This window comes from Legionella cherrii, from assembly GCF_900635815.1.
In the GTDB taxonomy this organism is placed as follows: domain Bacteria; phylum Pseudomonadota; class Gammaproteobacteria; order Legionellales; family Legionellaceae; genus Legionella; species Legionella cherrii.
The window spans coordinates 2,867,177-2,890,736 of the sequence record NZ_LR134173.1; the positions used below are offsets into that span (position 1 = coordinate 2,867,177).

Consider the following 23,560-nt stretch of genomic DNA (forward strand, 5'->3'; position numbering starts at 1 on the left):
TAAATTACCTTAGACGCTACATCAGAATAAGTGCAGATAAAATATCTATTTTGCATATTTTTAGGTCAGCGTCAATAGATCTAATACAAAATGTATGGAAAAAGATGGTGGGAAAAATTGAACTCCTGGAAAATTGCGTTCTAAAGCAATTCTGAAATCGAAAATCTTTCCATGAGTTAGCCTGGTAAAGAGTACTGTTCTACAATTTGATTTATAGATATCTTAGGACGATAAGAATTAATTTATTTTTTATGGGAAAGACGATTGGTCGACCTACTCAATTAGGAAAAAAGGATGAGAACAACACGATTAGAAGCATTTAGTGATGGTATGCTGGCGATCTTTATTACCATTATGGTATTGGAAATTAAAATCCCACATGGTGATAATTTTACTAGTCTTCGACCGCTCATTCCTATTTTCTCAAGTTACATACTGAGTTTTATTTATATTGGTATTTACTGGAATAACCACCACCATTTATTTACCGCTACCCAAAGTATCTCAGGAAAAGTTCTTTGGGCAAACTTGAATCTGTTATTCTGGATTTCCTTATTTCCTTTTGCCACAGGATGGATGGGAGAAAACCATTTTACTGCCACACCAACATCGTTTTATGGCATAGTCCTTTTAATGGCTGCTATTTCTTACTCCATCCTAGTTCATACCCTGATCTCGCATGAAGGAAAAGAGTCGCTGGTGGCTCGAGCAATTGGCAATGACTTCAAAGGAAATATTTCCATCTTACTCTATGTACTTGCAATTCCCCTTGCTTATGTGTATGCCTGGATTGCCCAAATGCTTTATGTAATCGTTGCAATGCTTTGGTTCATCCCAGACAGACGAATTGAAAATAAACTAAAATAACTTGCTACCTAACACTCTCAAGCCCCCTTGAGATCACCTCTCGATGCACCAGAGAGAACACCAAGGATCAAATACAATAGTTATCGGGCAATCGCAGGTTATTCTGTAAGGAATCGAGCATGTTGTTTGGACGTTCCTGAAATTAAATAGTGCTTTCCATCATTTTTTGTAAATCTGCATTCAGAGTACCCATAGCGAAAAAGGCAGGAGTTCTTGGTGCAGTTCGTACTTTAGCTACAGGAGTCGCTTGAATAAATTCTTGATTTAATTTTAAAACGTAAGCTTCGTTAACCCTACTGGGATTAACGCTTCGCACCAATTGGATTAACCAGTTTCCACCAGCACGAGCGCATATCTTACCCACAGATAAATCCGCAAGTAATTTTTTTACCTGCATGCTTGAAAGGATGGTCCTTTTTGCGCGGTAATTGTAGTTACTCATTTTGATGGTACTATTTAAAAACTCATTTTTGATGTCTGAATAGACGCCATCTAATTTCCGACCGAAATTTGCAAGTACCTCAACACTTTCTTTACCATCACGTTTCTGAAGCAAAGTAATCCCTAATTGATAAACATCGGTGAGTAAGTTCATTGGAAAATCGTGTTTTTGGGGAAGATTTTGTTGGGCTTTGTCTTTCAATAATTCATGGGCTAACAGAGTTTTTTTTGCCTCTTCACTCAACTCCGTTTGAGTATGCATATTAGTAAAAAGATCTTTTTCGGGCAAAGACATCAACTCTTCCGTATCAAACACGTACCCATCCAATATTAAGAGTCGGTTGGGAGGTATTTCTTCAATATGAGTTCCGTAAGCAAATGTTTCTTGATTCTTTATTTTTTTTGTTGCCCTAGGGTCATTACCTTTATAAATACGTTTCTGACTCTTTTTAATTTTCATTTTAGAAAATTTCCATGATTTATTATTGAACAAACATTCAATCAACTGATTTAAACACAAAAAAGAGTTAGATTATAGAGCATTCCGTGGCCTAGGAAAGCTCATTCTAAATAAATAAACTATTTAATTAAGTGAATCGTTTTGATTGCATATTTAACGCTATCAAGATAAGCACGCATCAATAGAGAGTTATCAACCGAAGCAGATTCTAATTGATTAAAATGGGCAACTTCATAATCCATTACAATTCTTAAAATATTCCCTAATTCACCCTCTAAATAAAGGATTGCATTATTGAGTTGGGTGCTGAGTTGGATCTTGGCTAATAAAGAGTCCATGGGTTCATGAAGAATCGCATCCAGAGTGGACAAAATACCAACAGTGTATGCTAGATGCGAATCCGATTTGCATTGAACGTTAGCAAGATTTTCACACATTTTAGCTCGGATTAAAGTGCGCTCAAGTAAATCCAGTTCCACATCATGAATACTTGATAGCATCAAGAGTCCAATCCAGTTTCGGATGCAAACAATTCCTAGTAGTTTAATTGCATCCAATATGGATTCAATCTTTTTTCCATTATAAAAAGCAACGGAATTGACTAATCGTAAAATACGATAACTGAGTTTTGGAATTTGTAAGATAAGATTTTCAATATGTTCAATCGCCACTACCGGATCATTCAATTCGCCGAATAATCTTATTAAATGTGCTCTATTTTCAGTAATGGCTTGCCCTCTTAATGGATCTGGTTTGCTCAGGAAAAAACCTTGAAAATAATCAAATCCGAGTTCCATACAATCATTAAATTGATTTCTATTCTCTATTTTTTCAGCAAGAAGTCTACCCTTGAAATTTTGCAAAAGGCTGAGTTGTTTTCGGATTTGATCTTTATTTTGATGCAATACCTCGATTTTAATAATATCTGCAACTTGAATTAGCGGGACAATTTGGTCTGTATAGATAAAGTCATCTAAAGCAATTTGATACCCTTCCTTGCTCAAATCAATCAGACTACGGATTAATTGATCATCGATTTGGATGCTTTCAATTACTTCAATAATAATTTGATTTTTAGGGAGAAGTTTAGGGACTTGATTGACTAAATGATTATAAGTGAAATTTATAAATGCAAGTTTATTACCGATCACATCATCCATGTTTAAATTGGTAAATAATTGGGTAATCACTGAGGAGGTAGCTGCATCACCAGCACTCAGGTCCAGATTATCTACATGAGCCATGGTGGACTGACCCTCTCTATAAAGCAATTCATAGGCTCTAACTAGCCGATCCCTATCATAGATACTTTGACGTGCTAGAAGAGTGTTCATTAATGCATCGGTCAATTTAACTCGATTTTATGGTTAGTATAAATAAATAATAGATTAATATTTCGACCCATTCTCAAATTATTATTCAAATTTTTATGATGTCACACCGAACTATTTATCATTAAAGTCCGATTTTAGAACCATTTATCATCATATCTGCCCATCTTCTTCTTATAATCTGCGCATTTAAGATTCGAGCCAAAAGGCCAGAGGTTATTCGAAAACATGAAACGCTTTAATATCGGCTATCTTCAAGAGAAAGATGAAGAGTATAAGTTTATTTTTTAGGCAGCTTTTTCTTCTGTAGATTATTGGATATACTCCGCCCATTAAAAAACAAGGATAATTATGAGTATTTTCAATCCCATTAAAAACCTGATTGAAACCAAACAGTACCCCCACGCTAGAGCATACAGAACCACTTTTTGGGGAAAGATGGCGGACACTTTTCTCGTTTTCTCTGGACACTTATTCCCTAATTATCACGACAAAGAACAGGATCCTTTCAAGAAAAACCATTTTGGGATTTTTGATTTTTTAACCTTGGGAATTCACTTCCTCATTTCCTCCCTACTCATTCGTTCACTTAAGGGCGCTGAAAAGGCTGTGTTAATTCCTACAGGTATACTGACTCTTGTATTTAACATACCTCGTCTTCTCTTCGCTACGGCCATGATGCTGATCAGTCTACCCTTTGTTTCACTCGCTTGGGCGGTCACAAAAGAAAAGGGAAACAAGATAAAAGAAGACATTCTTTCCTATAATTTTCAATGGAATCATTCACTATTGTATTTTACTCCCTCTGCACTCCCTTCTGAGCTTGGGTATTTTAAACGCTGCTTTATTTTCCTTGAAGGAGATAACCAACTGTATTACATTGATTTTTCACATAAGCCGCATAATATAAGGGTTAATGACTTAGAGCGTTTCCGCCAAGAAATGGGGAAAAATCGACAAAAAAATATAAGGATTAATGACATAGAGCGTTTCATGAGAAAATCAAACTTAGAATACTCTTGTTCATTGGTTAAGCTCAATGATTTAAAAAAATATTTTGCTCCAGAAAAATCTCCTTTAGATAGTTATGGCTCTCTGGGCTCTTATTTCGAAGATCGATGTATAGATTTGCAAGATATCGAAAAATCAAGCATTGAGCGAGAACAAGATGAAATTAAAATATCCCTAGCGAATAAAGAAAATCGACCTCTGGCAAAATTTTCCCTATCAATAAACGAATCATCAGATCTGTTGTTTTTTAATAACCTAAGGTGCTTAAATATCGGGGGTATCGAAGAGCGCGTAGAAGAAAAAGAAGAGTTCTCGCAATTTGTTTCCCTATAATATTAATTTCTCAATTGCTCCATTCACTTCTATAATTGATGAAAGATAGAACACGGAGGTCTTTATGAAATTTTTTCAAGGATTACTTCTACTCTCGATACTCAGTTACCAAAATATTTATGCTGAAACAGCACTATCTGAGCCTAGTGGACAATCCCCTCAATGCGCACAAGCCTATGAGAGCGCAGGGGAAATTAAAACCATAAACAATGTTTTTAGTAGTTTATCCAGCGCATGCCATGATGCGGGTGGTATGAAGTTAACCCATCAGATTTTATTATCCGAAGATTCAAGTAAACCTACCGGTGTTTTATTTACTTGTACTGGAAGCGATCCAAATTTTGTTGTTCTTTCTTGCCTCTTTCCAGCAAATTTTGAGGATTTATAAATAGTAATCATCGAGACTATCGGGTCTAACAGTCCCAATAGTGTACCGATTTATTTTGACGAGTTATATATCGGGTTTTCGAATCGACAATTGGATTACATTGTGGTAAAATTATATACAATTTTTCATTGCTCTTAATCTATGCTCCTTATGCCTTCACTAACGATAACCAGCATTTATATTTATTGCGTATTTTTTTTAATTAGTGCGGCTATTGAATCAATGTCATTTAATGCGCTAAATCCTGAAGGACAAGAAATTGTATTTAATCGAAAAAAACTTCCTTTTATGACCGACTTTACCAGCATCATTAAAGTTTTTTTCTTTTCATTCGTCATCCTCTACATCACTCCTTGGCAAATGCGCTATAAAACGTACTTATACCATAACACTCAGGAATTGGTTTTTCTTTACCATGTTTTAATGGTCTTCTTTGTGGTCGCATTTGTACCTATAATCAAATACTTACAAAGTGACATTAGAAACGCAGGCTTACCTGGATGGTATCTCCAGAATGTATTAGTGGGCGATTATATCCATCTGTGGGGGATCTTAATTGCGTGTTATGTATCCATTCCGAATTTTTAGGCGTAATGTTTAACCCCATTCTTCCTTTTAGGAATATAGGTTTGAAGGGAAAATCCGTTATAGCTCGAGTAAATCAAAGAGCGATTTTGGATGAAAAATTATACTCCAAAATCTAGGATTTTGCTGTGTTCCACTCAAGCTACGATTTTTAAATAAGAATTAGAATGTTCCATCCAAAGTTTTATCTTTAGTTTTTAAATATGCTGCATCCAAAGCAGGTGAATCGAATTTTTCCTGGAGCAAAGCGACAATTTCATTAGGCTCTAGTGTATTTGAAGAAAACTCTGTGCGGCTCGAATCGCTATATATCATCAGAACTTGAGGATTTAATGATTTAAATTCCACAGATCCAACAAAGTCATTATAAGCCATCGTTGAATTTGTCCAAAAAAATGAGCCACTTTGTCCACTTACACCAATAACTGATTGGCCAAAGGTAAAAATTACTACTTCTTTGCTCGTAGAATAGATATTCTTAGATTTTCCAATTTCTACATTTTCTACATTAATTTTCTTTCTCATCAGAAAACACTCCCATTTAGTAGTTCAAAAAGATGACATTATATACTTGTGAACTTAAAAATATAGCAATTAATCATGGTTGAACATTTATTAAGGAATTAAATCAGACACGACTATAGGATCAAAACACCTTATTATTTTATCAACATTATTTGTTCTGCTTGGAGTGCCTTCACTAATTACTATCTTAAACCTGGGTTCCGCTGTTGCAGCACCCAGGGTACATCAATGAGAAAAATGGGAGATTCATTTACGTTAAACTACAAGTGGAACAATTTTATATGGAACCAGTTCACAATATTTATTCCAATCTGCTCCATACTTCGCAGAACAACGTTTATCATCACGGAACGCCCTATCGACCAATAAAACAGTTAAAAAGCAAAGATAGAAGTAGGGTGCAAAATGAGTAAACAGCGCCGGCACTGACCAAAAAAATGTACCTGCAAGTTCTGGAATGTAATGGAAATGTCTGGCTATCCCCCACCATCCGGAAGCAAGTAATATCGTTTGTTTTTTATCGCCTTCGGTAGTCTCATAATGAGCTAATACAGTAACCGGTTTTTTACCCCACACCTTACAATCACCTTGAGTAGCCCTGGCAATAAGTCGTTGTTTGTCAGCAAGATAATTAATAATAATACTTGCCAAACCTAAACCTAAAATGAGAGTTGCCCATACATAGGATAAATGAATTGGATGAAGAACAAGATACATACTTGGTGAAGTATATACACAAGGTACCCATACCATACACCCCCAACAAATATAAAAACCCGCACGATCATGCATGATATCCAAGGATCGTAAATAACCCTTTTCCCACATGTAAAATTTACTGAGATAGACAAATTGCAATACAACGGAAATGAGCATGGAGTTAGATAAATCACCCAATTCCGCCTGCTTTGCACAATAAGAAATAAGAAACAAACCCCAACTCATCATGCCAAAACGACAGGTAATAAATTTTTTAATGCTCCATCCTAAAACTTGAGGATAAAGCTCAGTTCCCCAATAGTAGTCAAACAAAATATTATTGGTTATGCCTGAGTCGGTTGATGAGGGATAAAAACGTCCCTTGAGATATAAAAACACACAGAAAATAAGGCTAAACAAATTAAGCGCGCCAAATAAAGCCCCAAGGTTGTCATAAAGTATCGAAGCCGAGAATAAATTGAGGCCAAAAGAGGCAACACAAAAAGTCATCATAGTGACGATAAATGACAAAACACCGTTATCTTTATAAACAGGCACGTTGCCTTTTGGAGTAATGGGCCCATTAAATGTCTTTCCTGGCAATATCCGCATTAAAGCCAGCTCAAAAACAGTAAAAATTAAAATAATTTTCCATGCTACTGCAGATCCCCAGAAATAGGGTCCCCAAATAGTTATAACGGTTTGAATGAATCCGTTTTGGATCAATAACCCCCAAAGAGCAGACAAAGACCCTTGAAGCTGAGTGTTGGTATACCACATCAACATAACAAAAACGGGGCATGTAAGAATGAGAAATATGGGGCCTAAGGTATTCCTAATGTTGAAATTCATAATGCTTCCTTACATTTAAAAAAGGCTAACGAGGATCATAATACATGAAATTTTGGCATTTAGTATCTATTAATTTATGGGTACGAAGAAAATAAATTAGGGAAGATTGATTCGAATTTACACAATAAAAAGAGAAGCTTAGCTATTTGCTTTAATGGGTAATTTAATATTTAATTTAAGTATTACCCATTCAAAAAAGTAAAAACCATGTCCAAATATCGCATAGAACATATGACGCGTGACGAAGTTTCAGTCGCTGTAGAATGGGCACGAAAAGAAGGTTGGAATCCAGGCTTAAATGACGCAGAGTGTTTTTATCAAACAGATCCTCAGGGTTTCTTCGCTGGAAAATTAAATGGTCAAATTATTGCGGTGGGTTCTGCTGTAATTTATGACGAACATTTTGCTTTTTGTGGTTTTTATATCGTCGATAAAAAATACCGCTCTCAAGGTTATGGGATGGAGTTAACTCGCGCCCGTTTAGCATATATTGGAGACCGGAATGCAGGCATTGATGGTGTGCTCGACATGGTCGAAAATTATGCACGAATAGGCTATCAATTTGCCCATAGTAATGCCCGTTATGCATTAAAGAACTCACAGTTAACCCCTAAAATCGATTCGCATTTAGTTGATCTAAAAAGCGTATCGTGGGATCAGATAATCCAATATGACCGCCACTATTTTCCTGCCACCAGACCAAAATTCCTATCCGCTTGGATTAAACAAAACACAGCATTAGCGATTGGTTATATTAAAGAAAATCAATTAAAAGGTTATGGTGTCATTAGAAAATGTTTTGAGGGTTACAAAATAGGTCCATTGTTTGCAGAGAGCCCTTTTATCGCCGAAAAACTGTTTGAAAAATTGGTTGATTATGCTCATGGTGAGACTGTCTATCTCGATATTCCAGAAAATAATCCCTTAGCGGTTGATTTAGTCAATCAATATGGCATGACTAAAGTATTTGCTACGGCACGAATGTATTTAAAAGGAGCACCAAAACTGTCTACCGTGGGCATTTATGGAATTACTACGTTTGAATTAGGATAAACATGCGGGATTTAGTGGGCTATGGACCAGAAGAAAAAAACTTCTCCTGGCCTAATAAAGCAAAAATTGCGATCAATTTTGTCATCAACTACGAGGAAGGCGCTGAACTATGCCCTGTCAATGGCGATGCACACGCTGAAACGAGTGGTGCAGATTTTCCATTTGTTCCCAAAGCCAAAGGCCAAAGAAATTTCAGTGTAGAGTCCTTTTATGAATACGGTAGTCGAGTCGGAATATGGCGTCTTCTACGCCTATTCGATCACTATAAAATACCTCTTACTTTTTTTGTCTCAGGCCAGGCATTGATACTGAATCCTTTATTTGCTAATTATCTTGCCGATCGGGATCATGAGGTAGCGGGACATGGATGGCGCTGGATAAATTACACCGATATTCCTAGACGAGTTGAAAAGAAGCACATACTTTTATGTGTTGAAACGATAGAAAAACTTACTGGACATAAACCCAAAGGCTGGTACACAGGTCGGCGCAGTGAAAATACTCGGGAGTTATTGCTTGAGCTCGGCGGTTTTACTTATGACTCAGACAGTTATGCTGACGAATTGCCTTATTATATTGATAAACATCTCGTCATCCCCTACTCTCTAGATTGCAATGATTTTCGATTCACTACAACGCCTGGCTTTTCATGCGCCAAACAATATTATGACTCTTTGATGAATACATTTCATTATCTTTATCAGGAAAAACGTCTTACCATCATGACCATAGGCTTACATCCACGCCTGAGCGGAAAACCCGACCGTTGTCTTGTCTTAAAACAATTTTTAGATCATTTAACCCAGTATCAGGATATTTGGATCACAAAACGAATCGATATAGCGCAATTTTGGATGCAAACTTCCCATCCTTAAGGCCTTCGCCCAACATTTGCTAAAATCCAAATACATCATGAAGCTTTTGTTGGACCAAGGTCCAATCTACAATATATACAACTATATAAAATTGAAAACAGACAATCCCTGTATCATCACAAAACTTTGTTGTGCGACTTCCAAATTATATAACTCCTGTTTAAATTCAGAAGCGGCAACTATAGGATCGACTTCTTGTAATCGCTTCAATGTAATTTTGCTTTGTTCAATTAAATCAGTATTTGCTACATCCGCATGTTCTAACTGATTTAAGCGAGCACCCAAATTGGCTCGAGCATCCAAGATGGTGCTTAATGCACTATCCAATTGCACCAGTAGTTGATTATTCACAGTTGCCGCTGCTGCCTTTTGCGCTGCGGTTGAATAAGGTTGATTCAAGTTATTGATCATATCCTGTACTGTGGCAAAAACAGATTCATTTTGAGAGGGAGTAATCAAAAAAGCGTCTCCAGGTGCAGGTGTACCTGAAACAACCATTTCCATGCCGTTAAAACTAACTGTCATTCCTTCCTGATATAAAGGGGCATCATCAGGTAGTCCTGATGGAGGAATTACATTACCACTTGCTGCACCGCTAACCATAACGACTAGATTACCTTGTGAGTTCAATGCAAAACTCATGGTATAATTGTCTGGCACATAAGCTGAAGGATTAGATACAGAACCTGCGTTTACTGTTGCAGTTCCTGTATTAAGAGTTCCTGTCTGTTTAATAGTAAATTGACCATTCCCATTAGGTATACGCATAAAAAGACCATCGCCAGGATCATTGATGGCCATTTGAAAACTACTCCCAACGAGCTGGAAACGCTGTGTGCTATCACCATTATAAACATATTGTCCTGAGGCATTCATTGAAAAGGGTAATGTAGAGGTCTGCCCACCACTGAACATATAATCACCATTAATATCTTTTGTATTGGCATAATCGACCAATTCATTCAAGATAATAGTTGCCTCAATTGCTAATGCCTTACGATCCTCTTCAGATAAAGTTGTATTACCTGCTTGAACCTGAATATCACGCAATCGTTGTAAACTCGTTGTGCAATCATTTAAGACCGATTCTTCCATACTGAGAGCACTATCAGCACTTTCACGGTTTTTTTGCAGGAGTTCTGTAAAACTGATGCGCTGGTTCATGAGCTCAATTTGTGCAAAGGCGATGGGATCATCAGATGAATAACGCACTTTTAAAAAATTTTCATCGAGTTGTTCTTGAAGTTTAGCTACCTGTGCTTGCTTGAGTAATAAACTATCAATACTATTCCGATAAATTTGATTTGTTGAAATACGCATTTATCACCTCATTATTTGAAAGAGTAAGTCCATCATTTGATTGGCGATTTCCATTAACTTTGCCGCAGCTTCATATGCTTGCTTGAACTGTAATAAGTTTTCTGCTTCCTCATCAAGATTTACACCACTGATACTATCCTGATAATCAACAGATTGTTTATATAAAATCTGAAACGCATCAGAACGATTTTTAGCCTCATTGGTTTGGCTTCCTGTCTCAGAGAGCAAATCAGAATAAACATCAAAAATTGTTTCAGTGCCGTTAGAAAAAATATCTTGTTGTTGAATTCCAGCAAGAAGTAATCCATTGCGGTTATCACCATACCCCCCCTGATTGTACTGTGCAGTAAACTGATCTCCTGCATTCGGTGCCCCGCTTAAAGTAATGGAATAAGATGGATTGGAAGCATTTGGAATCTGAATCACATTATCTGTGTTGGGAACAAATGGGATTGGCCCCGTTGTAATACCATCAGTAACATTGATCAGATTGAATTGAGTGGGAGAGATAAAATCAATAGTATATTGTTTCGTGACCCCAGTAGTATTTAAAATAGGCCCTAACGCAATTTGTCCTTGACCAGTATTACTGAGGGATGAACTGGTTTGCACGGGGGATGCGAGGGCTAATTGACGAGGATCATTCATTAGCAAAGCAAATTTGTCCGCTGCGCCACGTGTCGGCATAATGGTAAAAGAATCATTATTTCCTAAATTAGCGATGTTATCTACAGTGATGGTCATACCATCAACTACAATTTGTCCCGCGGGTGGAGCTGGTGGGTTGCTCGTCCAATTTAAGGTCACTGCGGAGCCGTCAGAATCACGAATGAGTGTTACCTGATTCAACCCTGCATTAGTGACAACTAATTGATAATCACTTATTTTAGTTTGTGTTATGTCAGAAATGTTCACTGACAATACCCCAGATCCTGTATTTGTCGCTGCTGCAACTGAGCGATTCAGTTGCATAGCCAGGGTATTGTAATCAGTAAAAATATTCTGTCCTAGTTGGTTATTTAAATCCATACCTAAACTATTCTGAGCATTGAACGTCTGCGCCAAACCAATTGCCATTTGTCCTATGGTTTGACTGGCTTTAGATAAAATATTTCGTTCATAACTCAAGAGACCACCCAAAGTCCCACTGGATAATTGATTTGTTATTTCTGTCTGTCCCGCACCATTATCTAATAAAACATGAGTACCTTGCGCTGTTATTGGATCAAAACTAACTGATAAAGATCTTTGTGTTGTTCCGATCACTAACATTTGACCACTACCAATCCCTACATCCACCATCCCATTATCCTGTTCTACTACAGTTAAATCAGAATACTGAGATAATTCTTTGAGTAATTCATCGCGTTGGTCCAGTAAATTAGGAGCGTTCGGTGAGTTCGTTATTTGCTCATTTACTGCTGCAAGACTGGAAGTTAATTGATTAATTTTATTTGCTATTTCTTTAATCTGCGCTGTTGAGTTTGCTTGATATTGATCCAGATTTTGTTGCAAAAATAAAAATTGACTTGCTAATAATTGACTTTGACTCATCATCACATTGCGTGAGGCAACGTTGTCTGGCGCATTATTTAATTGACCTAATGAATCAAAAAAAGACTGCAAAGATACAGAAAGACTGCTGCCATCTTGAGAAAGTAGTTTATTAATTTCCAAAGCTTGTTGATAAAAAGTCTCATATTGGGATTTAACGCTTAATGTGCTTCTCACTTGAGCATTCGCAAATTGATCCACGTTACGATACACATTGTTAACAGCCACGCCTGTACCAATAAAAGATCCTGCAAAACTTCTGGATGGATTTGGAGCAAATTGAATGCTTTGTCTTGAATAACCTTGAGTTTTCCAATTTGCAATATTATTTCCAGTAACACTCAATGCGTTTTGAAAAGCATTCATTCCTGAATAAGCAATACTTAGTATTGACATAATTATTTGCTCCCTGACCTATTCTTCAAACGTCCTGCAAAAGTGTGTTATTTTTTAATTACACCATTTTTATTTATCACAATCCATCACAGCAAAAGCCACCTTAAACTTGCTCTGCTAACTCGCAACGTTGTATCGCCTGATTTAATTCATCTCCATGATAAATGGATAAAATTTTTGTACTGTAATTAGGATCGGTGGCATATCCCGCCTTATGCAGCTCATTAACAAACAGTTCAGGATTTGCAGCACTGGCTAAAGCATTTTGATATCGGTCATTTCCTTTAATTAAAGAGATATAATCATTAAAGCTTTGCTCAACGGAGGGATATTTTCTAAATGATGCATTGATTTTAATCGGTGTGTCTGCAATATATTCCGTTGTTTTCACATTGACTGAATCGAACTCTTTGCTGTTACCTGATTTGATGTTGAATAAATTGTTACTGCTGGTGCCATCAGCATCCTTTGTAACAAATTTCCCCCACCCTGTTTCTAATGCGGCTTGAGCCATTAAAATTTTAGGATCCAAACCAATTATTGAGGCGGCTTGTTTGGCTTTGGGCCAGATGGATTTGACAAACTCATCAATGGTGCTCGTTGATTTATCCTGCTCTTGTTTTACAGGCTTAGGGGATATTGAGTCAGAATTAACCGTTTCTGTTGTTCTTTTTTCTGTTGGTTCTGCATTAGGCAGATTATGCTCCATTTGTTTTGCAAGCATCTCGGCTAGACCAACACCTTTAGAATTGGCAATAGTACTTGCATATTGAGCATCCAACATATCCTGAAAGGTTTCCCTATCCTTGCCTCTAAATGGACTCGATTCTTCAAGAAAATGCTGTCCCATACGCATGCTTTTCAACATGGATTGCAAGAATATACCTTCAAATTGTTTCGCTGCCTCAGGTAAGGCCTCTTTTGCATTATTTTGTGCTTGAACTTTTAGTTCATTTAATGCACTAAAATCACTGGTTGCAATTCCTTGTACCGTCATCTTAATCCTCTATCTTGATGGATCGTGTACACCAATCCAAGCTATATCACGATTAAAGTAGCATTTAAAGCACCTGCTTGTTGTAGTGCTTCAAGTATCGCGATCACATCAGCAGGTGTTGCTCCTACAGCATTAATACCTCGAACAATATCCTTTAATGTCACACCCGGTGGTAAAACAAAAGCATGATTATTTCTTTGTTCAATGGAAACTTGTGACTGTTGGGTTGAAACGGTACGTCCACGTGCAAAAGCATTTGGTTGGCTTATCACAGGGGTTTCAGTCACGCTCACCACTAAATTACCATGTGAGACCGCCGCTGATTTGACAATGACATTAGAAGAAATAACTACCGTTCCTGTACGCGCATTAATAATAATTTTTGCTATTGCCTCAGCGGGTTTAAATTCAATATTTTCTAACACGGAAACGTAGTCTACACGCTGGGACATTTTTTTGGGGGCAGTTACAACCACCGATGTCGCATCTAAAGCTCTAGCAGTTCCTGGTCCCATCATTTCATTAATGGCATCGCACATGCGTTTTGCTGTTGTAAAATCAGGCATGTGTAAATTGAATGTTAATTCTTTTGTATAATAAAAGGGGTTAGGTATATCGACCTCAATGGTCGCACCATTTGGGATTCGTGCTCCACTAGGAACATTTACGGTAACACTTGTACCATCGCTTCCCGCTGCACTTACCCCGGACACAATCACATTTCCTTGGGCCACTGCATAAACTCGCCCATCGGCTCCTTTCATTGGGGTCATCAATAAGGTGCCGCCTAATAAGCTTTTTGAATCACCAATAGAAGACACATTAACATCCATAGCTTGTCCCTTTTTCATAAAAGAGGACAAACTCGCAGTCACCATGACTGCGGCCATATTTTTTGAATTAAGCTTAGTTCCCGGTTGGATGTTTACACCTAATTGAGTGAGCAGGTTTGCAAAAGTATCTTCAGTATATCGTGTTCCGTTTTTATCTCCAGTACCATTTAAACCGACCACCAAACCATAACCAACTAATTGGTTGGTGCGTACACCAGCCAAAGTAGCAATATCTTTAATTCGTTCACCATAAACCTGATTTGCAATCAAGTTTATCGCCAACATCCATGTAATTATCAGCAATCGCCGCATTACAATTTTCCTTGTTAATTGATAACGGTTAAAAGCACCCTTCATGAGTCGCGCTGCTTTACCCCGGCTTTATCACTTGACCATTCCTGCTTAGGCAGGAATGGGATGATTTTTTCTACAAAGCCCTTTATCTCAGCTTAAGTTGGGAATAATGGACCCCACATAAACCGCGCCAGCCAGCCCTGTGCGTTTGTATTATTCACTTGGCCTGTGCCACCATAGGCAATACGCGCATTTGCTAAACGGTCTGAGGTGATGGAGTTATCCGCTCTGATATCCTGAGGACGAATAATTCCTGATAATCGCACATATTCTTCCCCTTGATCGATTTTAACCCACTTTTCACCCTGTACAACCATATTACCATTTGCCAACACTTGGGATACTGTAACTGAAATACTTCCCGCCAATTTATTATTCTGTACCGCTTGTGCAGAACCATTGAATTGTCGTTGATTGTTCAAGTCAAAATCCATGCTGTAGCCACTGCCAAAAGAAATAGGCCGTCCTAAAAAAAGTTTGTTCTTTACTACGTTGGTATCTGTTTTCATCTGCTGCAGTGTTGCGTTTTTTGATGCGTTAGTACTTTCAACTAAAAATACTGTAATTATATCCCCTTCGTGTCGCGCTCTTGGTGTTTCAAAGAGAGGTAAGGCAGTTTCCGCGCTATAAATCGCACCCGACTCTTTCCTTAATTCTTTGGGGTCAGGTGTTGTAGGATATGTAGGCGCAAACTCAGGATCCTTACCACGCTGAGGAGGATTTAAAAGTTCACACCCACTCAAAAGAATCGCAAAGGAACCTGCGACAAGCAAATTAAATAATTTCATCAATGAAATCTTCTTAAACAGTTTGATTTAAGTATTGCAGCATGTTATCCACAGTCTGGATCCCCTTTGCCGTAATCTCATAGCTTCTTTGTGCTTGAATCATATTGACTAGCTCTTCAACCACATTCACATTCGATGCTTCTAGAGAACCTTGTAACAAGGTACCAACACCTGAATTTCCGGGATTATTCAATGTTGCTGCACCGCTTGAAGCCGTCTCTGTAAACAGGTTTTGTCCTATAGGTTGAAGTCCTGCTGGGTTAGTAAAATTCGCTAATTGAATGGTTCCAAGAACCGTTGGAGTATTACTTCCAACTACTGTGGCACTCACCACCCCTTCCGTACTAATCGTTACACCTAAAGTCTGTGCAGGAATATTTATTGCGGGTTGCAATGGATACCCATTCATATCAACGAGCTGTCCTGTACTGTCCACTGTAAAAGTACCATCACGGGTATATGCTTGAGTACCGTCAGGCATCAATATCGTAAAGAAACCTTGACCTTGTATCATCAGGTCGTAGGGATTACGTGTATTTTGCGCACTTCCCTGTTCAAATATTTTTTCAGTAGCAGCTAAATGAACACCTGACCCTGCATTAATACCTGTTGGAATTAAAGAGTTCTCGGAAGATTGAGCACCCGCCTGGCTTGTATTTTGATACAGTAAATCCTGGAATATTGCTCTATCTTTTTTAAAGCCAGTTGTATTGACGTTTGCCAAGTTATTAGCAATCGTAGAAATATTTTTTTCTTGGGCTTCCAAGCCTGATTTACTTACCCATAATGCTGGTTCCATGGAGATCCCTCCGCAATTATTCTTACTTGTATACTAAAATGGCGTTATTCGTGCAATACTTGTGCCAATTTTAAAAAATTGTCTTCGACCGTAGACATTACTTTCATGTGTGCATCGTACTCACGCCCCGAGGTAATCATTTCTACCATCTGATCAATCGCGTTAACGTTCGAGCCTTCAATAGCACCACTTCGAACCTGGACACTTGCGTCAGCAGCTGCGGCAGTTCCACCGTTTTTTAATTGGTAAAGACCCTCTGAGCTTTTAACAATATTATTTTTATCCAGAGTAACGAGCTTAATTCTATCTAATACCGCGGCGCTATTGGGATCGCCACCGAGTGGCACAATTGTGATCGTACCATCAGCACCGATGTTTATTTCCTGAGCTGGAGGAATTGAAATAGGTCCTCCATTACCCAAAACAGGATGCCCAGAAGCAGTTGTTAATAACCCATTGACATCCAGGCGTAAATTTCCAGCCTTTGTATACCCTTCTTTGCCCTGTCCATTACCCACTGCAAACCAACCATTACCCTCAATTGCAATATCAAGGTTTCGTCCAGTTGTCGTAATATCGCCAGGGCTCAGATCCAGTCCATTTTCCTTTTGTATCGTAAAGGCTGCGCCACTGTCCGATCCACCCATATTTGCATACATGGTTTGAGCTTGATACATATCCGCTTTAAATCCAGGAGTGTTTACATTCGCCAAATTATTGGCGATTATTTCCTGACGCTTAAAACCTATTCGTCCGCCACCTGCAGCATTATATAAGATAGGATCCATGAGTTACCTCCTAACGCATATTAATAATTGTCTGTGTAATCGCATCCCCTGCACGAATCGACTGCGCATTCGCCTGGAAATCACGTTGTGCACTAATTAAATCGACTAGTTCACTGGTCAAATCCACATTTGATTGCTCCAACATACCCGATTTAATGGCACCTAATCCACCTGTTGTGCCCACTCCGATCAAAGGCTGACCTGAAGCCGAAGTTTGTGCCCAAGAAACATTTCCTACATTCTGTAAGCCTGTAGGATCAGCAAAATTAGCTAATTGAATCTGCCCCATAGCCAAGGACTGGCCATTGCTATAAATACCTAGAATTAGTCCGCTATCATCTATATTCAAGCTCGCCAAACTTCCAGTTGTATAACCATTTGATGAGGTCGATTGAACAGCAAAGGGGCTACCAAACTGCGTACTGTTTGTTAAATCAATACTTAAACTTAATGGATCAGCCCCATTATTTAGGTTAAATGCCAATGGAATGAGGTTATTAGCTATGGGAGCGCCTCCTGGACTTGCAACGCCCACAAAAGTTCCATCTGTATTAAAATTCATCTCAAACAGGTTCGCGGTATTGCCAGTACCTGTAATAGGAGGAACATCTTGATTGTCGATTTGGAATGCAACATACCATTGATTTTGTGTCCCTGGAGGAGTTGCAGCATTAGGTTGTCCTGATGCCGCAGCAGAATCAGCTTTGATAAAATACATACTCAATACGTGAGAATTTCCTAAGCTGTCGTAAATAGTCAAGGAAGTAGGATTATTATATGAGCTACTAAGCGGTGTTGCGCCACCAGTCCAGTCAACTGCTGGAGCTGTACTTTGCGAGTTCAAATTAACCCCGGTGGTCACTTTACTGCTTGCCTGAGGACTTATATTTGCTGTATTTATCTGTAATTTCCCTGATGTTCCAGTAATATTTCCTTTTCCATCCGTAAGTAGCCCAGTAAGATATTGTCCATTAGCATTGGTAATATAATTTTGGTTGTCCAAACTAAACTGACCAGCACGTGTATAGACTGTCCCGCCTCCTGGATTCTCCAAAATAAAAAATCCAGAACCATTCACTGCCAAATCCAGACTGTTTGTACTATTGGTCAAATTTCCTGATGCAAACTGTTGTTGAACCGAGGTTAACATCACCCCACCACCGATTGATGTACTGCCTGCACCAAAGCTACCGTAACCACCAAATGAGTAAATATCACCAAAATCTGCGCGCGATCCTTTAAATCCTACTGTAGAAGAGTTTGCGATATTATTTCCTATAACGTCCAAATTACTTGTTGCTGCCTGAAGTCCACTTAGCGCTGCGTCAAAAATCATTTTAGCCTCCTGCTTTAAACTGATATTTGTCTTACCTGATCCAATGATATTGGTCCAACTCCTGCAACATTTAATTTTAAGCCTTCACCATTTTGCCCAAGGCTTACACTATCAACATTTGCAGAGGTCATTGTTTTTAAAGACACCTCTTTCCCTCCATAAACTGCATGGACATCTACCTTATATTTACCTTCTTTCACGCGATTATTGTCTCCGCCGGTGCCATCCCAGCTGAATTGAAAAAATCCAGGTGTAGGTTGGCCCAAGGGAATTGTCTTTATAAGCTCTCCAGTTTCTGAGTAAATAGAGGCACTCAAATTACTGAGTCCTGGTGGGATATCCACTGCTGCCTTTGAATCACCCTCTGCACCCAATTGAAGAGTATTACTATTGACTAAAACCTTACGACCAACCAAGGCTGAAGCTTGTAAAGCCTGATTTGATTGGAGCGATGTAGCCATCTGCTGTAATGATTCCTGCATTTTAGCAACCCCATCATTGGTACTAAACTGAGCCAACTGGGATAAAAACTCACCGTTTACCTGAGGTTGCATGGGATCCTGATTTTGAATTTGAGCTACCATTAAGCGTAGAAAATCCTGTTGTCCCAGACTATTCTTTGCTGAAGAATCAATTTGATTATAAGGTAGATTCGATGTGTTCGTCCCATTAACCGAATTTGTTGTCATTCCTTTCCCTCCCTTTATTCACCCAGCTTTAAGGTACGCTGCATAAGCTGTTTTGTTGTATTAAGCAATTCAACATCCATTTGATATGACCTTGAAGCTGAAATTACGTTTGCCATTTCTTCAACATAATTTACATTCGGTGTATAAACAAAACCTTGTTTATCCGCTAAGGGATTATCAGGCGCATAACGCTTAATAGGGTCCGAAGTAGTCTCATAAGTACCTTTAAGCTGAACGCCTCCCGATATTTGTTCTCCCATCCATTGATTCGCATGTTCCTGAACTGCTTTGAAAATAGGATATTTTGCTTTATATACATCATTAGGATTACCTGACTCTACGTTAGCATTACTCATGTTCTCAGCGCTAGTAGTCAAACGAGCTGTCTCAGCTGTTAATGCGGAACCTGCAATATTAAAAATCGCGCTTAATGTCATGATTATTCTCCTTTCAACGCCAGCATCATGGATTTAATTTTATTATCAAGGAAACTCAGGCTAGCCTGATAGTTAAGCGAGTTATGTGCAAATTCTGTGGTTTCTAAATCTTTATCTACCGTATTGCCATCTAATGACATTTGCGAAGTCACTCGATATTTCAAATTCGCTGAAAAATCGGCATTCGTATTAATATGCTCTGGGGAGGTAACCTGCATTTTTTGAGCTCCACCAGCCATACTGGCAGCTAAAAACTCATTGAAATCGATATCTTGAGCTTTATAATTGGGCGTATTGGCATTAGCCAAATTGTTTGCCAACTGCGAAGCTCTATGTTCGCGTGCTACTAAGGCTTTAGCGTGTATTCCAAAATATGTATCAAGATCTAACGCCATAGTTCCCCCTCTTAAAGTAAGTACAACTAGAAAAGCAAACATTGTGCCAATTTCAAATAAGTGAGAAAATAAACAGGTTATAACCCTGGGGAGCTCAACCATGTCAAAAGACAACACCCTTCCTGAACATGCGATACAACAAGTAAAAACCTATCTGCTGCAATTACAAAATACAATTTGTTCGAGACTTGAAAATTTAGATGGCCAAGCTCAATTTATTGAAGATGCTTGGGAGCGTCCTTCTGGAGGTGGTGGAATTACCCGTGTTTTGGCTCAAGGTTCCGTTTTTGCAAAAGCAGGTGTCAATTTTTCCCACGTCTCTGGAGAAAAACTCCCTGCTTCAGCGAGCGCACACCGTCCCGAATTAGCAGGAAGAAACTTTAATGCGCTTGGTGTCTCTTTGGTCATTCACCCTGATAATCCTTATGTACCCACTTCACATGCAAATGTTCGTTTTTTTCTTGCAGAAAAAGAAGGGGCTGACCCTGTTTGGTGGTTTGGTGGTGGATTTGATTTAACTCCCTATTATGGATTTGAAGAAGATTGCATCCATTGGCATCAAACTGCATTACGTGCCTGCCAACCTTTTGGCCAATCGATTTATCCTAAATTCAAACAATGGTGTGATGATTATTTTTTCATCAAACATCGAAATGAAGCGCGTGGTATTGGTGGTTTATTTTTTGACGATTATAATGAAATAAGTTTTGATCATAGTTTTTCCTTGATGCAAAGCATAGGCAATCACTACATTGAAGCTTACGCCCCTATAGTGGAACGTCGCAAATCCCATCCCTTTGGTGAAAGAGAAAAAGCATTTCAGAATTATCGAAGAGGACGCTATGTAGAATTCAATTTAGTCTATGACCGCGGTACTTTATTTGGATTACAGTCAAACGGCAGAACCGAATCCATTTTAATGTCCTTACCCCCTGAAGTCACGTGGGAATACAACTGGCAGCCTGTTGCACAGAGTGCGGAAGCGAAACTTTATACCGATTTTCTGCCAGCACGTGATTGGTTAGCAGAGACACAAAAATTGTAATTGGATTAGGATGGGCTAAACTGGCTACAATACTGAATTCAATATAGGTAGAGCCTTGGCCCAACCTGCATTTTATTGATTCAGCCTTGTTTGTTTCATTTTATTTTTTTCTATCACATTTATGGCAAAGCCACCCTTCTTATATAAATGCGAGCAAGGGCTGCAGCTATTGCGTTGAATAGGCTTAAAATTAAAAAAATTTGTGGAATTGCCGCGCTAAAATGCAAGAGACCAATGACCATAAATGTGCCCACAACCATAAATAACGAGTTATAAATATTATTGGTAGCAATAATTCGTGCTCTAGAGTGAGGTGGACTCATGACCTGTAAATAAGTATACAGCGGCACAAGAAATAAACCTGAACTAAAGGCTAACATAAATAAGTCAAAAGCAATGCGCCAATGATTAAAGTGTGTAAAGAAGGTATCTAGAGATAGTAACGTATTTTGCTCCGTTGCATGAGGTGAGGCCCAATACAGATCCATTGAAAAACAAGTAAAGGCAAACATAGCCCAAGGAACCATAGTAAGATTAATCCGGCCTTGAAAAATATAATTAACCGTAAGAGAACCGAATGCAATGCCTAATGAAAACAATGCCAGGAATAGTGCAAAAACAGTATTATTTGCTCCTAAAACATAATTCGTGTAGTCAGGTAGTTTGGTAAGGATTACTGTCCCTAACAACCAAAACCAAGATAAAATTAGAATACATAATAAAATACCAAAATGCTCTGTAGCCATCTTCAACATTTGATAAGTGGCACGCCAAATCTGAATATCAACCTTAATAGATTCCGATGTCGAAGGAGCCCTGGGTATCAACATACTTGAAGTTAACCCAGCAAGAGCAACAATCACAGTTAAAAAAACTGCCATGTAAGGTCTAGGATTATTTGCTCCAATGGATAAGGTACCCATGGTAGTTCCTACTAAAATAGCGATAAAGGTACTCGCATCAATAAGACCTGTTGCACCTAATAAATCATTTTTGGGTAAATGATCGGGTAGAATGGCGTATTTTATGGGTCCAAAAAATGTTGAGTGAATGCCTAAACCCGTCAGGGTTATCATCATCAAGGAAATATTGCCAAAATATAGAGAAAAGCTACCAACAATCATTAAAAATAATTCTAATATTTTAATCACCCTGGTCACTAATGTTTTATCGTATTTATCCGCTAATTGTCCAGCAGTGGCTGAAAAAAGAAAAAAAGGCGTTATAAATAAAGCACCTGCTATTGCTTGATAAAATTCAGATTGAGCTTGGTCATGGGTTAAGTGATAGCTAATCAAAGTGAGCATCGCTAATTTGAATGCATTATCGTTAAAAGCGCCAAAAAACTGGGTAAGAAAAAAAGGCAAGAAAATTCGCTTTTTCAAAAGGTAAAAAACACCAAGGCCCATCAACATAACTCCAAAGTTTAAACGATAACCGTTCATTAATATTCATCATTAGGGATGCATACTACACTGAACGGTTATTTAATTCTGCATCTATGTTATCAACAAACAATTTGCAAGTCTGGACGACTCGTTTTTAATGCTGAGGGAAGAAGATCGTTATGCTTTAATATTAAGTCTTCAAGATGACTATGAGCTTCTGCCTCACGTACGAGCTGAGACAGACCTGTCTCTGAGATTTTATTATCTGATAAATCTACATATTTTAAATTATTATTAGATTTTAATGATTGTGCAATAAGCTCAGCACCAGCATCACCAATTTTATTACTTCTGACGTTCAAATGAGTCAGAGATCGTGATTCAGTGATCATAGCGGAAATTTCTTCAGCACATCGTTCATTCAAGTTGTTATAGGATATATCCAAAATTTTCAACGAAGGATGCTCCAATACAAAATAACGCAATGCTTTCATGCCATCCAAACCAAAATCATTACAGCTTAATACCAACTCATTTAATTCAGTATTTGCATCTATTGCATTGAGTAAACGCTGCACACCAATATCTCGCAACCAATTTAAAGATAAATCCAAAACAGCCAGTTTTTTAGTGTTTAAAAAAAGAGAAAAAATCACTAGAAATTTTATCGCCTATCCAATTGTCTGTGAATTTGACTTTATTGAGCTCCTTACTGGGCAAAGATTCAAATAAATAAGCAATGCGATCAGTATCAATATGATTCGCTTCAAATGAAATCTCATTAACTTTTGATGATAATTTCAAGATATCATGTAATGCAAAATAATCTTTATCATTCAAGCAAGAGTGATCTACACTAATTTTTTTGATTGATTTACATTGTTTTGAACCTTTTGACTGCAGATACTTCATAAGGTGAGGAATCGCTAAATGATGTTGTAAATGAACAAGCTCTATTGCTTCTAACGTTCCGCCATCATGTTTCAGTCTAATCGTCATATTACTTCCTCTGTAAATTGAA

The 23,560-nt window shown here is 38.1% G+C and carries 25 protein-coding genes; 7 read left to right on the forward strand and 18 right to left on the reverse strand.

The features are described 5' to 3' along the window. Positions 1 to 294: 294 nt before the first annotated feature. Positions 295 to 867, forward strand: coding sequence for a TMEM175 family protein (locus EL022_RS12170; protein ID WP_028380308.1), 573 nt, complete (start codon positions 295 to 297; stop codon positions 865 to 867). 142 nt (positions 868 to 1,009) lie between these two features. On the opposite strand, the gene EL022_RS12175 is transcribed toward EL022_RS12170, so the two are convergent. Together EL022_RS12175 and EL022_RS12180 are read right to left on the reverse strand one after the other, a co-directional pair. Beyond that, the gene (locus EL022_RS12175; protein WP_051544408.1) at positions 1,010 to 1,768 is read right to left on the reverse strand and encodes a hypothetical protein; all 759 of its coding nucleotides are present in this window, start codon (positions 1,766 to 1,768) and stop codon (positions 1,010 to 1,012) included. 119 nt (positions 1,769 to 1,887) lie between these two features. Beyond that, positions 1,888 to 3,102 (reverse strand): EAL and HDOD domain-containing protein, encoded by a 1,215-nt coding sequence (locus tag EL022_RS12180; protein WP_035900428.1) that lies wholly within the window; start codon positions 3,100 to 3,102, stop codon positions 1,888 to 1,890. A gap of 348 nt (positions 3,103 to 3,450) precedes the next feature. Here EL022_RS12180 and EL022_RS12185 point away from each other — a divergent pair, with 348 nt between their 5' ends. From EL022_RS12185 to EL022_RS12195, 3 genes are all read left to right on the forward strand, one after another. Further along, positions 3,451 to 4,443, forward strand: coding sequence for a hypothetical protein (locus EL022_RS12185; RefSeq protein WP_028380306.1), 993 nt, complete (start codon positions 3,451 to 3,453; stop codon positions 4,441 to 4,443). Positions 4,444 to 4,507: 64 nt separating this feature from the next. Then, complete coding sequence (locus EL022_RS12190; protein WP_028380305.1) at positions 4,508 to 4,831, forward strand: hypothetical protein; 324 nt, start codon at positions 4,508 to 4,510, stop codon at positions 4,829 to 4,831. A gap of 150 nt (positions 4,832 to 4,981) precedes the next feature. Next, a complete protein-coding gene (locus EL022_RS12195) occupies positions 4,982 to 5,419 on the forward strand; it encodes a hypothetical protein (RefSeq protein ID WP_028380304.1) in 438 nt (145 codons plus the stop codon). Positions 5,420 to 5,578: 159 nt separating this feature from the next. Here the strand turns inward: EL022_RS12195 and EL022_RS12200 are convergent, their stop codons facing one another. Together EL022_RS12200 and EL022_RS12205 are read right to left on the reverse strand one after the other, a co-directional pair. After that, complete coding sequence (locus EL022_RS12200) at positions 5,579 to 5,941, reverse strand: hypothetical protein (RefSeq protein ID WP_028380303.1); 363 nt, start codon at positions 5,939 to 5,941, stop codon at positions 5,579 to 5,581. 255 nt (positions 5,942 to 6,196) lie between these two features. Then, positions 6,197 to 7,492: a phosphatidylethanolamine N-methyltransferase family domain-containing protein gene (locus EL022_RS12205; RefSeq protein WP_028380302.1), complete on the reverse strand. Its 1,296-nt coding sequence runs from the start codon at positions 7,490 to 7,492 to the stop codon at positions 6,197 to 6,199. Positions 7,493 to 7,699: 207 nt separating this feature from the next. On the opposite strand from EL022_RS12205, the gene EL022_RS12210 reads away from it, so the two are divergent. Next, on the forward strand, positions 7,700 to 8,545 hold the full coding sequence (locus EL022_RS12210) for a GNAT family N-acetyltransferase (protein ID WP_028380301.1): 846 nt from the start codon (positions 7,700 to 7,702) through the stop codon (positions 8,543 to 8,545). A gap of 2 nt (positions 8,546 to 8,547) precedes the next feature. Further along, on the forward strand, positions 8,548 to 9,420 hold the full coding sequence (locus EL022_RS12215; protein WP_028380300.1) for a polysaccharide deacetylase family protein: 873 nt from the start codon (positions 8,548 to 8,550) through the stop codon (positions 9,418 to 9,420). Positions 9,421 to 9,501: 81 nt separating this feature from the next. Here the strand turns inward: EL022_RS12215 and flgL are convergent, their stop codons facing one another. The 11 genes from flgL to flgB form a co-directional block, all read right to left on the reverse strand. Continuing rightward, positions 9,502 to 10,740 carry a flagellar hook-associated protein FlgL gene (flgL, locus tag EL022_RS12220; protein WP_028380299.1) on the reverse strand — a complete coding sequence of 413 codons (1,239 nt, stop codon included), beginning with the start codon at positions 10,738 to 10,740 and terminating at the stop codon, positions 9,502 to 9,504. Between the two features lie 3 nt (positions 10,741 to 10,743). Continuing rightward, positions 10,744 to 12,690, reverse strand: coding sequence for a flagellar hook-associated protein FlgK (gene flgK / locus EL022_RS12225; protein WP_028380298.1), 1,947 nt, complete (start codon positions 12,688 to 12,690; stop codon positions 10,744 to 10,746). A gap of 103 nt (positions 12,691 to 12,793) precedes the next feature. Next, positions 12,794 to 13,687, reverse strand: a complete 894-nt coding sequence (locus EL022_RS12230) for a glucosaminidase domain-containing protein (protein ID WP_028380297.1) — start codon at positions 13,685 to 13,687, stop codon at positions 12,794 to 12,796. A 41-nt stretch (positions 13,688 to 13,728) separates the two neighbouring features. Beyond that, positions 13,729 to 14,832 (reverse strand): flagellar basal body P-ring protein FlgI, encoded by a 1,104-nt coding sequence (locus tag EL022_RS12235; RefSeq protein WP_035900426.1) that lies wholly within the window; start codon positions 14,830 to 14,832, stop codon positions 13,729 to 13,731. Between the two features lie 137 nt (positions 14,833 to 14,969). Continuing rightward, on the reverse strand, positions 14,970 to 15,662 hold the full coding sequence (locus tag EL022_RS12240) for a flagellar basal body L-ring protein FlgH (RefSeq protein ID WP_028380295.1): 693 nt from the start codon (positions 15,660 to 15,662) through the stop codon (positions 14,970 to 14,972). A gap of 13 nt (positions 15,663 to 15,675) precedes the next feature. Continuing rightward, positions 15,676 to 16,461, reverse strand: a complete 786-nt coding sequence (gene flgG, locus EL022_RS12245; protein WP_028380294.1) for a flagellar basal-body rod protein FlgG — start codon at positions 16,459 to 16,461, stop codon at positions 15,676 to 15,678. A gap of 44 nt (positions 16,462 to 16,505) precedes the next feature. Further along, positions 16,506 to 17,249, reverse strand: coding sequence for a flagellar basal-body rod protein FlgF (gene flgF / locus EL022_RS12250; protein ID WP_028380293.1), 744 nt, complete (start codon positions 17,247 to 17,249; stop codon positions 16,506 to 16,508). Between the two features lie 10 nt (positions 17,250 to 17,259). Further along, positions 17,260 to 18,585, reverse strand: coding sequence for a flagellar hook protein FlgE (gene flgE / locus EL022_RS12255; RefSeq protein ID WP_028380292.1), 1,326 nt, complete (start codon positions 18,583 to 18,585; stop codon positions 17,260 to 17,262). A 14-nt stretch (positions 18,586 to 18,599) separates the two neighbouring features. Then, positions 18,600 to 19,274: a flagellar hook assembly protein FlgD gene (locus EL022_RS12260; protein ID WP_028380291.1), complete on the reverse strand. Its 675-nt coding sequence runs from the start codon at positions 19,272 to 19,274 to the stop codon at positions 18,600 to 18,602. 14 nt (positions 19,275 to 19,288) lie between these two features. Then, positions 19,289 to 19,711: a flagellar basal body rod protein FlgC gene (flgC, locus tag EL022_RS12265; protein WP_058387777.1), complete on the reverse strand. Its 423-nt coding sequence runs from the start codon at positions 19,709 to 19,711 to the stop codon at positions 19,289 to 19,291. 2 nt (positions 19,712 to 19,713) lie between these two features. Continuing rightward, positions 19,714 to 20,106: a flagellar basal body rod protein FlgB gene (gene flgB / locus EL022_RS12270; protein WP_028380289.1), complete on the reverse strand. Its 393-nt coding sequence runs from the start codon at positions 20,104 to 20,106 to the stop codon at positions 19,714 to 19,716. 100 nt (positions 20,107 to 20,206) lie between these two features. On the opposite strand from flgB, the gene hemF reads away from it, so the two are divergent. Beyond that, the gene (gene hemF, locus EL022_RS12275; RefSeq protein WP_028380288.1) at positions 20,207 to 21,151 is read left to right on the forward strand and encodes an oxygen-dependent coproporphyrinogen oxidase; all 945 of its coding nucleotides are present in this window, start codon (positions 20,207 to 20,209) and stop codon (positions 21,149 to 21,151) included. A 119-nt stretch (positions 21,152 to 21,270) separates the two neighbouring features. Here hemF and EL022_RS12280 read toward each other — a convergent pair whose 3' ends face one another. From EL022_RS12280 to EL022_RS16430, 3 genes are all read right to left on the reverse strand, one after another. Beyond that, a complete protein-coding gene (locus EL022_RS12280; RefSeq protein WP_028380287.1) occupies positions 21,271 to 22,560 on the reverse strand; it encodes an MFS transporter in 1,290 nt (429 codons plus the stop codon). A 98-nt stretch (positions 22,561 to 22,658) separates the two neighbouring features. Further along, complete coding sequence (locus EL022_RS16425; RefSeq protein WP_241972172.1) at positions 22,659 to 23,195, reverse strand: leucine-rich repeat domain-containing protein; 537 nt, start codon at positions 23,193 to 23,195, stop codon at positions 22,659 to 22,661. Further along, positions 23,167 to 23,538 carry a hypothetical protein gene (locus tag EL022_RS16430; RefSeq protein ID WP_241972173.1) on the reverse strand — a complete coding sequence of 124 codons (372 nt, stop codon included), beginning with the start codon at positions 23,536 to 23,538 and terminating at the stop codon, positions 23,167 to 23,169. Before EL022_RS16430 ends, EL022_RS16425 begins: the two co-directional genes overlap by 29 nt. Between the last annotated feature and the right edge of the window lie 22 nt (positions 23,539 to 23,560).

Coding starts and splice junctions, on each gene's coding strand:
- EL022_RS12170 (WP_028380308.1), top strand. CDS start 295: ATGAGAACAACACGATTAGAAGCATTTAGTGATGGTATGCTGGCGATC.
- EL022_RS12175 (WP_051544408.1), bottom strand. CDS start 1,768: ATGAAAATTAAAAAGAGTCAGAAACGTATTTATAAAGGTAATGACCCT.
- EL022_RS12180 (WP_035900428.1), bottom strand. CDS start 3,102: ATGAACACTCTTCTAGCACGTCAAAGTATCTATGATAGGGATCGGCTA.
- EL022_RS12185 (WP_028380306.1), top strand. CDS start 3,451: ATGAGTATTTTCAATCCCATTAAAAACCTGATTGAAACCAAACAGTAC.
- EL022_RS12190 (WP_028380305.1), top strand. CDS start 4,508: ATGAAATTTTTTCAAGGATTACTTCTACTCTCGATACTCAGTTACCAA.
- EL022_RS12195 (WP_028380304.1), top strand. CDS start 4,982: ATGCCTTCACTAACGATAACCAGCATTTATATTTATTGCGTATTTTTT.
- EL022_RS12200 (WP_028380303.1), bottom strand. CDS start 5,941: ATGAGAAAGAAAATTAATGTAGAAAATGTAGAAATTGGAAAATCTAAG.
- EL022_RS12205 (WP_028380302.1), bottom strand. CDS start 7,492: ATGAATTTCAACATTAGGAATACCTTAGGCCCCATATTTCTCATTCTT.
- EL022_RS12210 (WP_028380301.1), top strand. CDS start 7,700: ATGTCCAAATATCGCATAGAACATATGACGCGTGACGAAGTTTCAGTC.
- EL022_RS12215 (WP_028380300.1), top strand. CDS start 8,548: ATGCGGGATTTAGTGGGCTATGGACCAGAAGAAAAAAACTTCTCCTGG.
- flgL (WP_028380299.1), bottom strand. CDS start 10,740: ATGCGTATTTCAACAAATCAAATTTATCGGAATAGTATTGATAGTTTA.
- flgK (WP_028380298.1), bottom strand. CDS start 12,690: ATGTCAATACTAAGTATTGCTTATTCAGGAATGAATGCTTTTCAAAAC.
- EL022_RS12230 (WP_028380297.1), bottom strand. CDS start 13,687: ATGACGGTACAAGGAATTGCAACCAGTGATTTTAGTGCATTAAATGAA.
- EL022_RS12235 (WP_035900426.1), bottom strand. CDS start 14,832: ATGCGGCGATTGCTGATAATTACATGGATGTTGGCGATAAACTTGATT.
- EL022_RS12240 (WP_028380295.1), bottom strand. CDS start 15,662: ATGAAATTATTTAATTTGCTTGTCGCAGGTTCCTTTGCGATTCTTTTG.
- flgG (WP_028380294.1), bottom strand. CDS start 16,461: ATGGAACCAGCATTATGGGTAAGTAAATCAGGCTTGGAAGCCCAAGAA.
- flgF (WP_028380293.1), bottom strand. CDS start 17,249: ATGGATCCTATCTTATATAATGCTGCAGGTGGCGGACGAATAGGTTTT.
- flgE (WP_028380292.1), bottom strand. CDS start 18,585: ATGATTTTTGACGCAGCGCTAAGTGGACTTCAGGCAGCAACAAGTAAT.
- EL022_RS12260 (WP_028380291.1), bottom strand. CDS start 19,274: ATGACAACAAATTCGGTTAATGGGACGAACACATCGAATCTACCTTAT.
- flgC (WP_058387777.1), bottom strand. CDS start 19,711: ATGACATTAAGCGCGATTTTTAATATTGCAGGTTCCGCATTAACAGCT.
- flgB (WP_028380289.1), bottom strand. CDS start 20,106: ATGGCGTTAGATCTTGATACATATTTTGGAATACACGCTAAAGCCTTA.
- hemF (WP_028380288.1), top strand. CDS start 20,207: ATGTCAAAAGACAACACCCTTCCTGAACATGCGATACAACAAGTAAAA.
- EL022_RS12280 (WP_028380287.1), bottom strand. CDS start 22,560: ATGGGCCTTGGTGTTTTTTACCTTTTGAAAAAGCGAATTTTCTTGCCT.
- EL022_RS16430 (WP_241972173.1), bottom strand. CDS start 23,538: ATGACGATTAGACTGAAACATGATGGCGGAACGTTAGAAGCAATAGAG.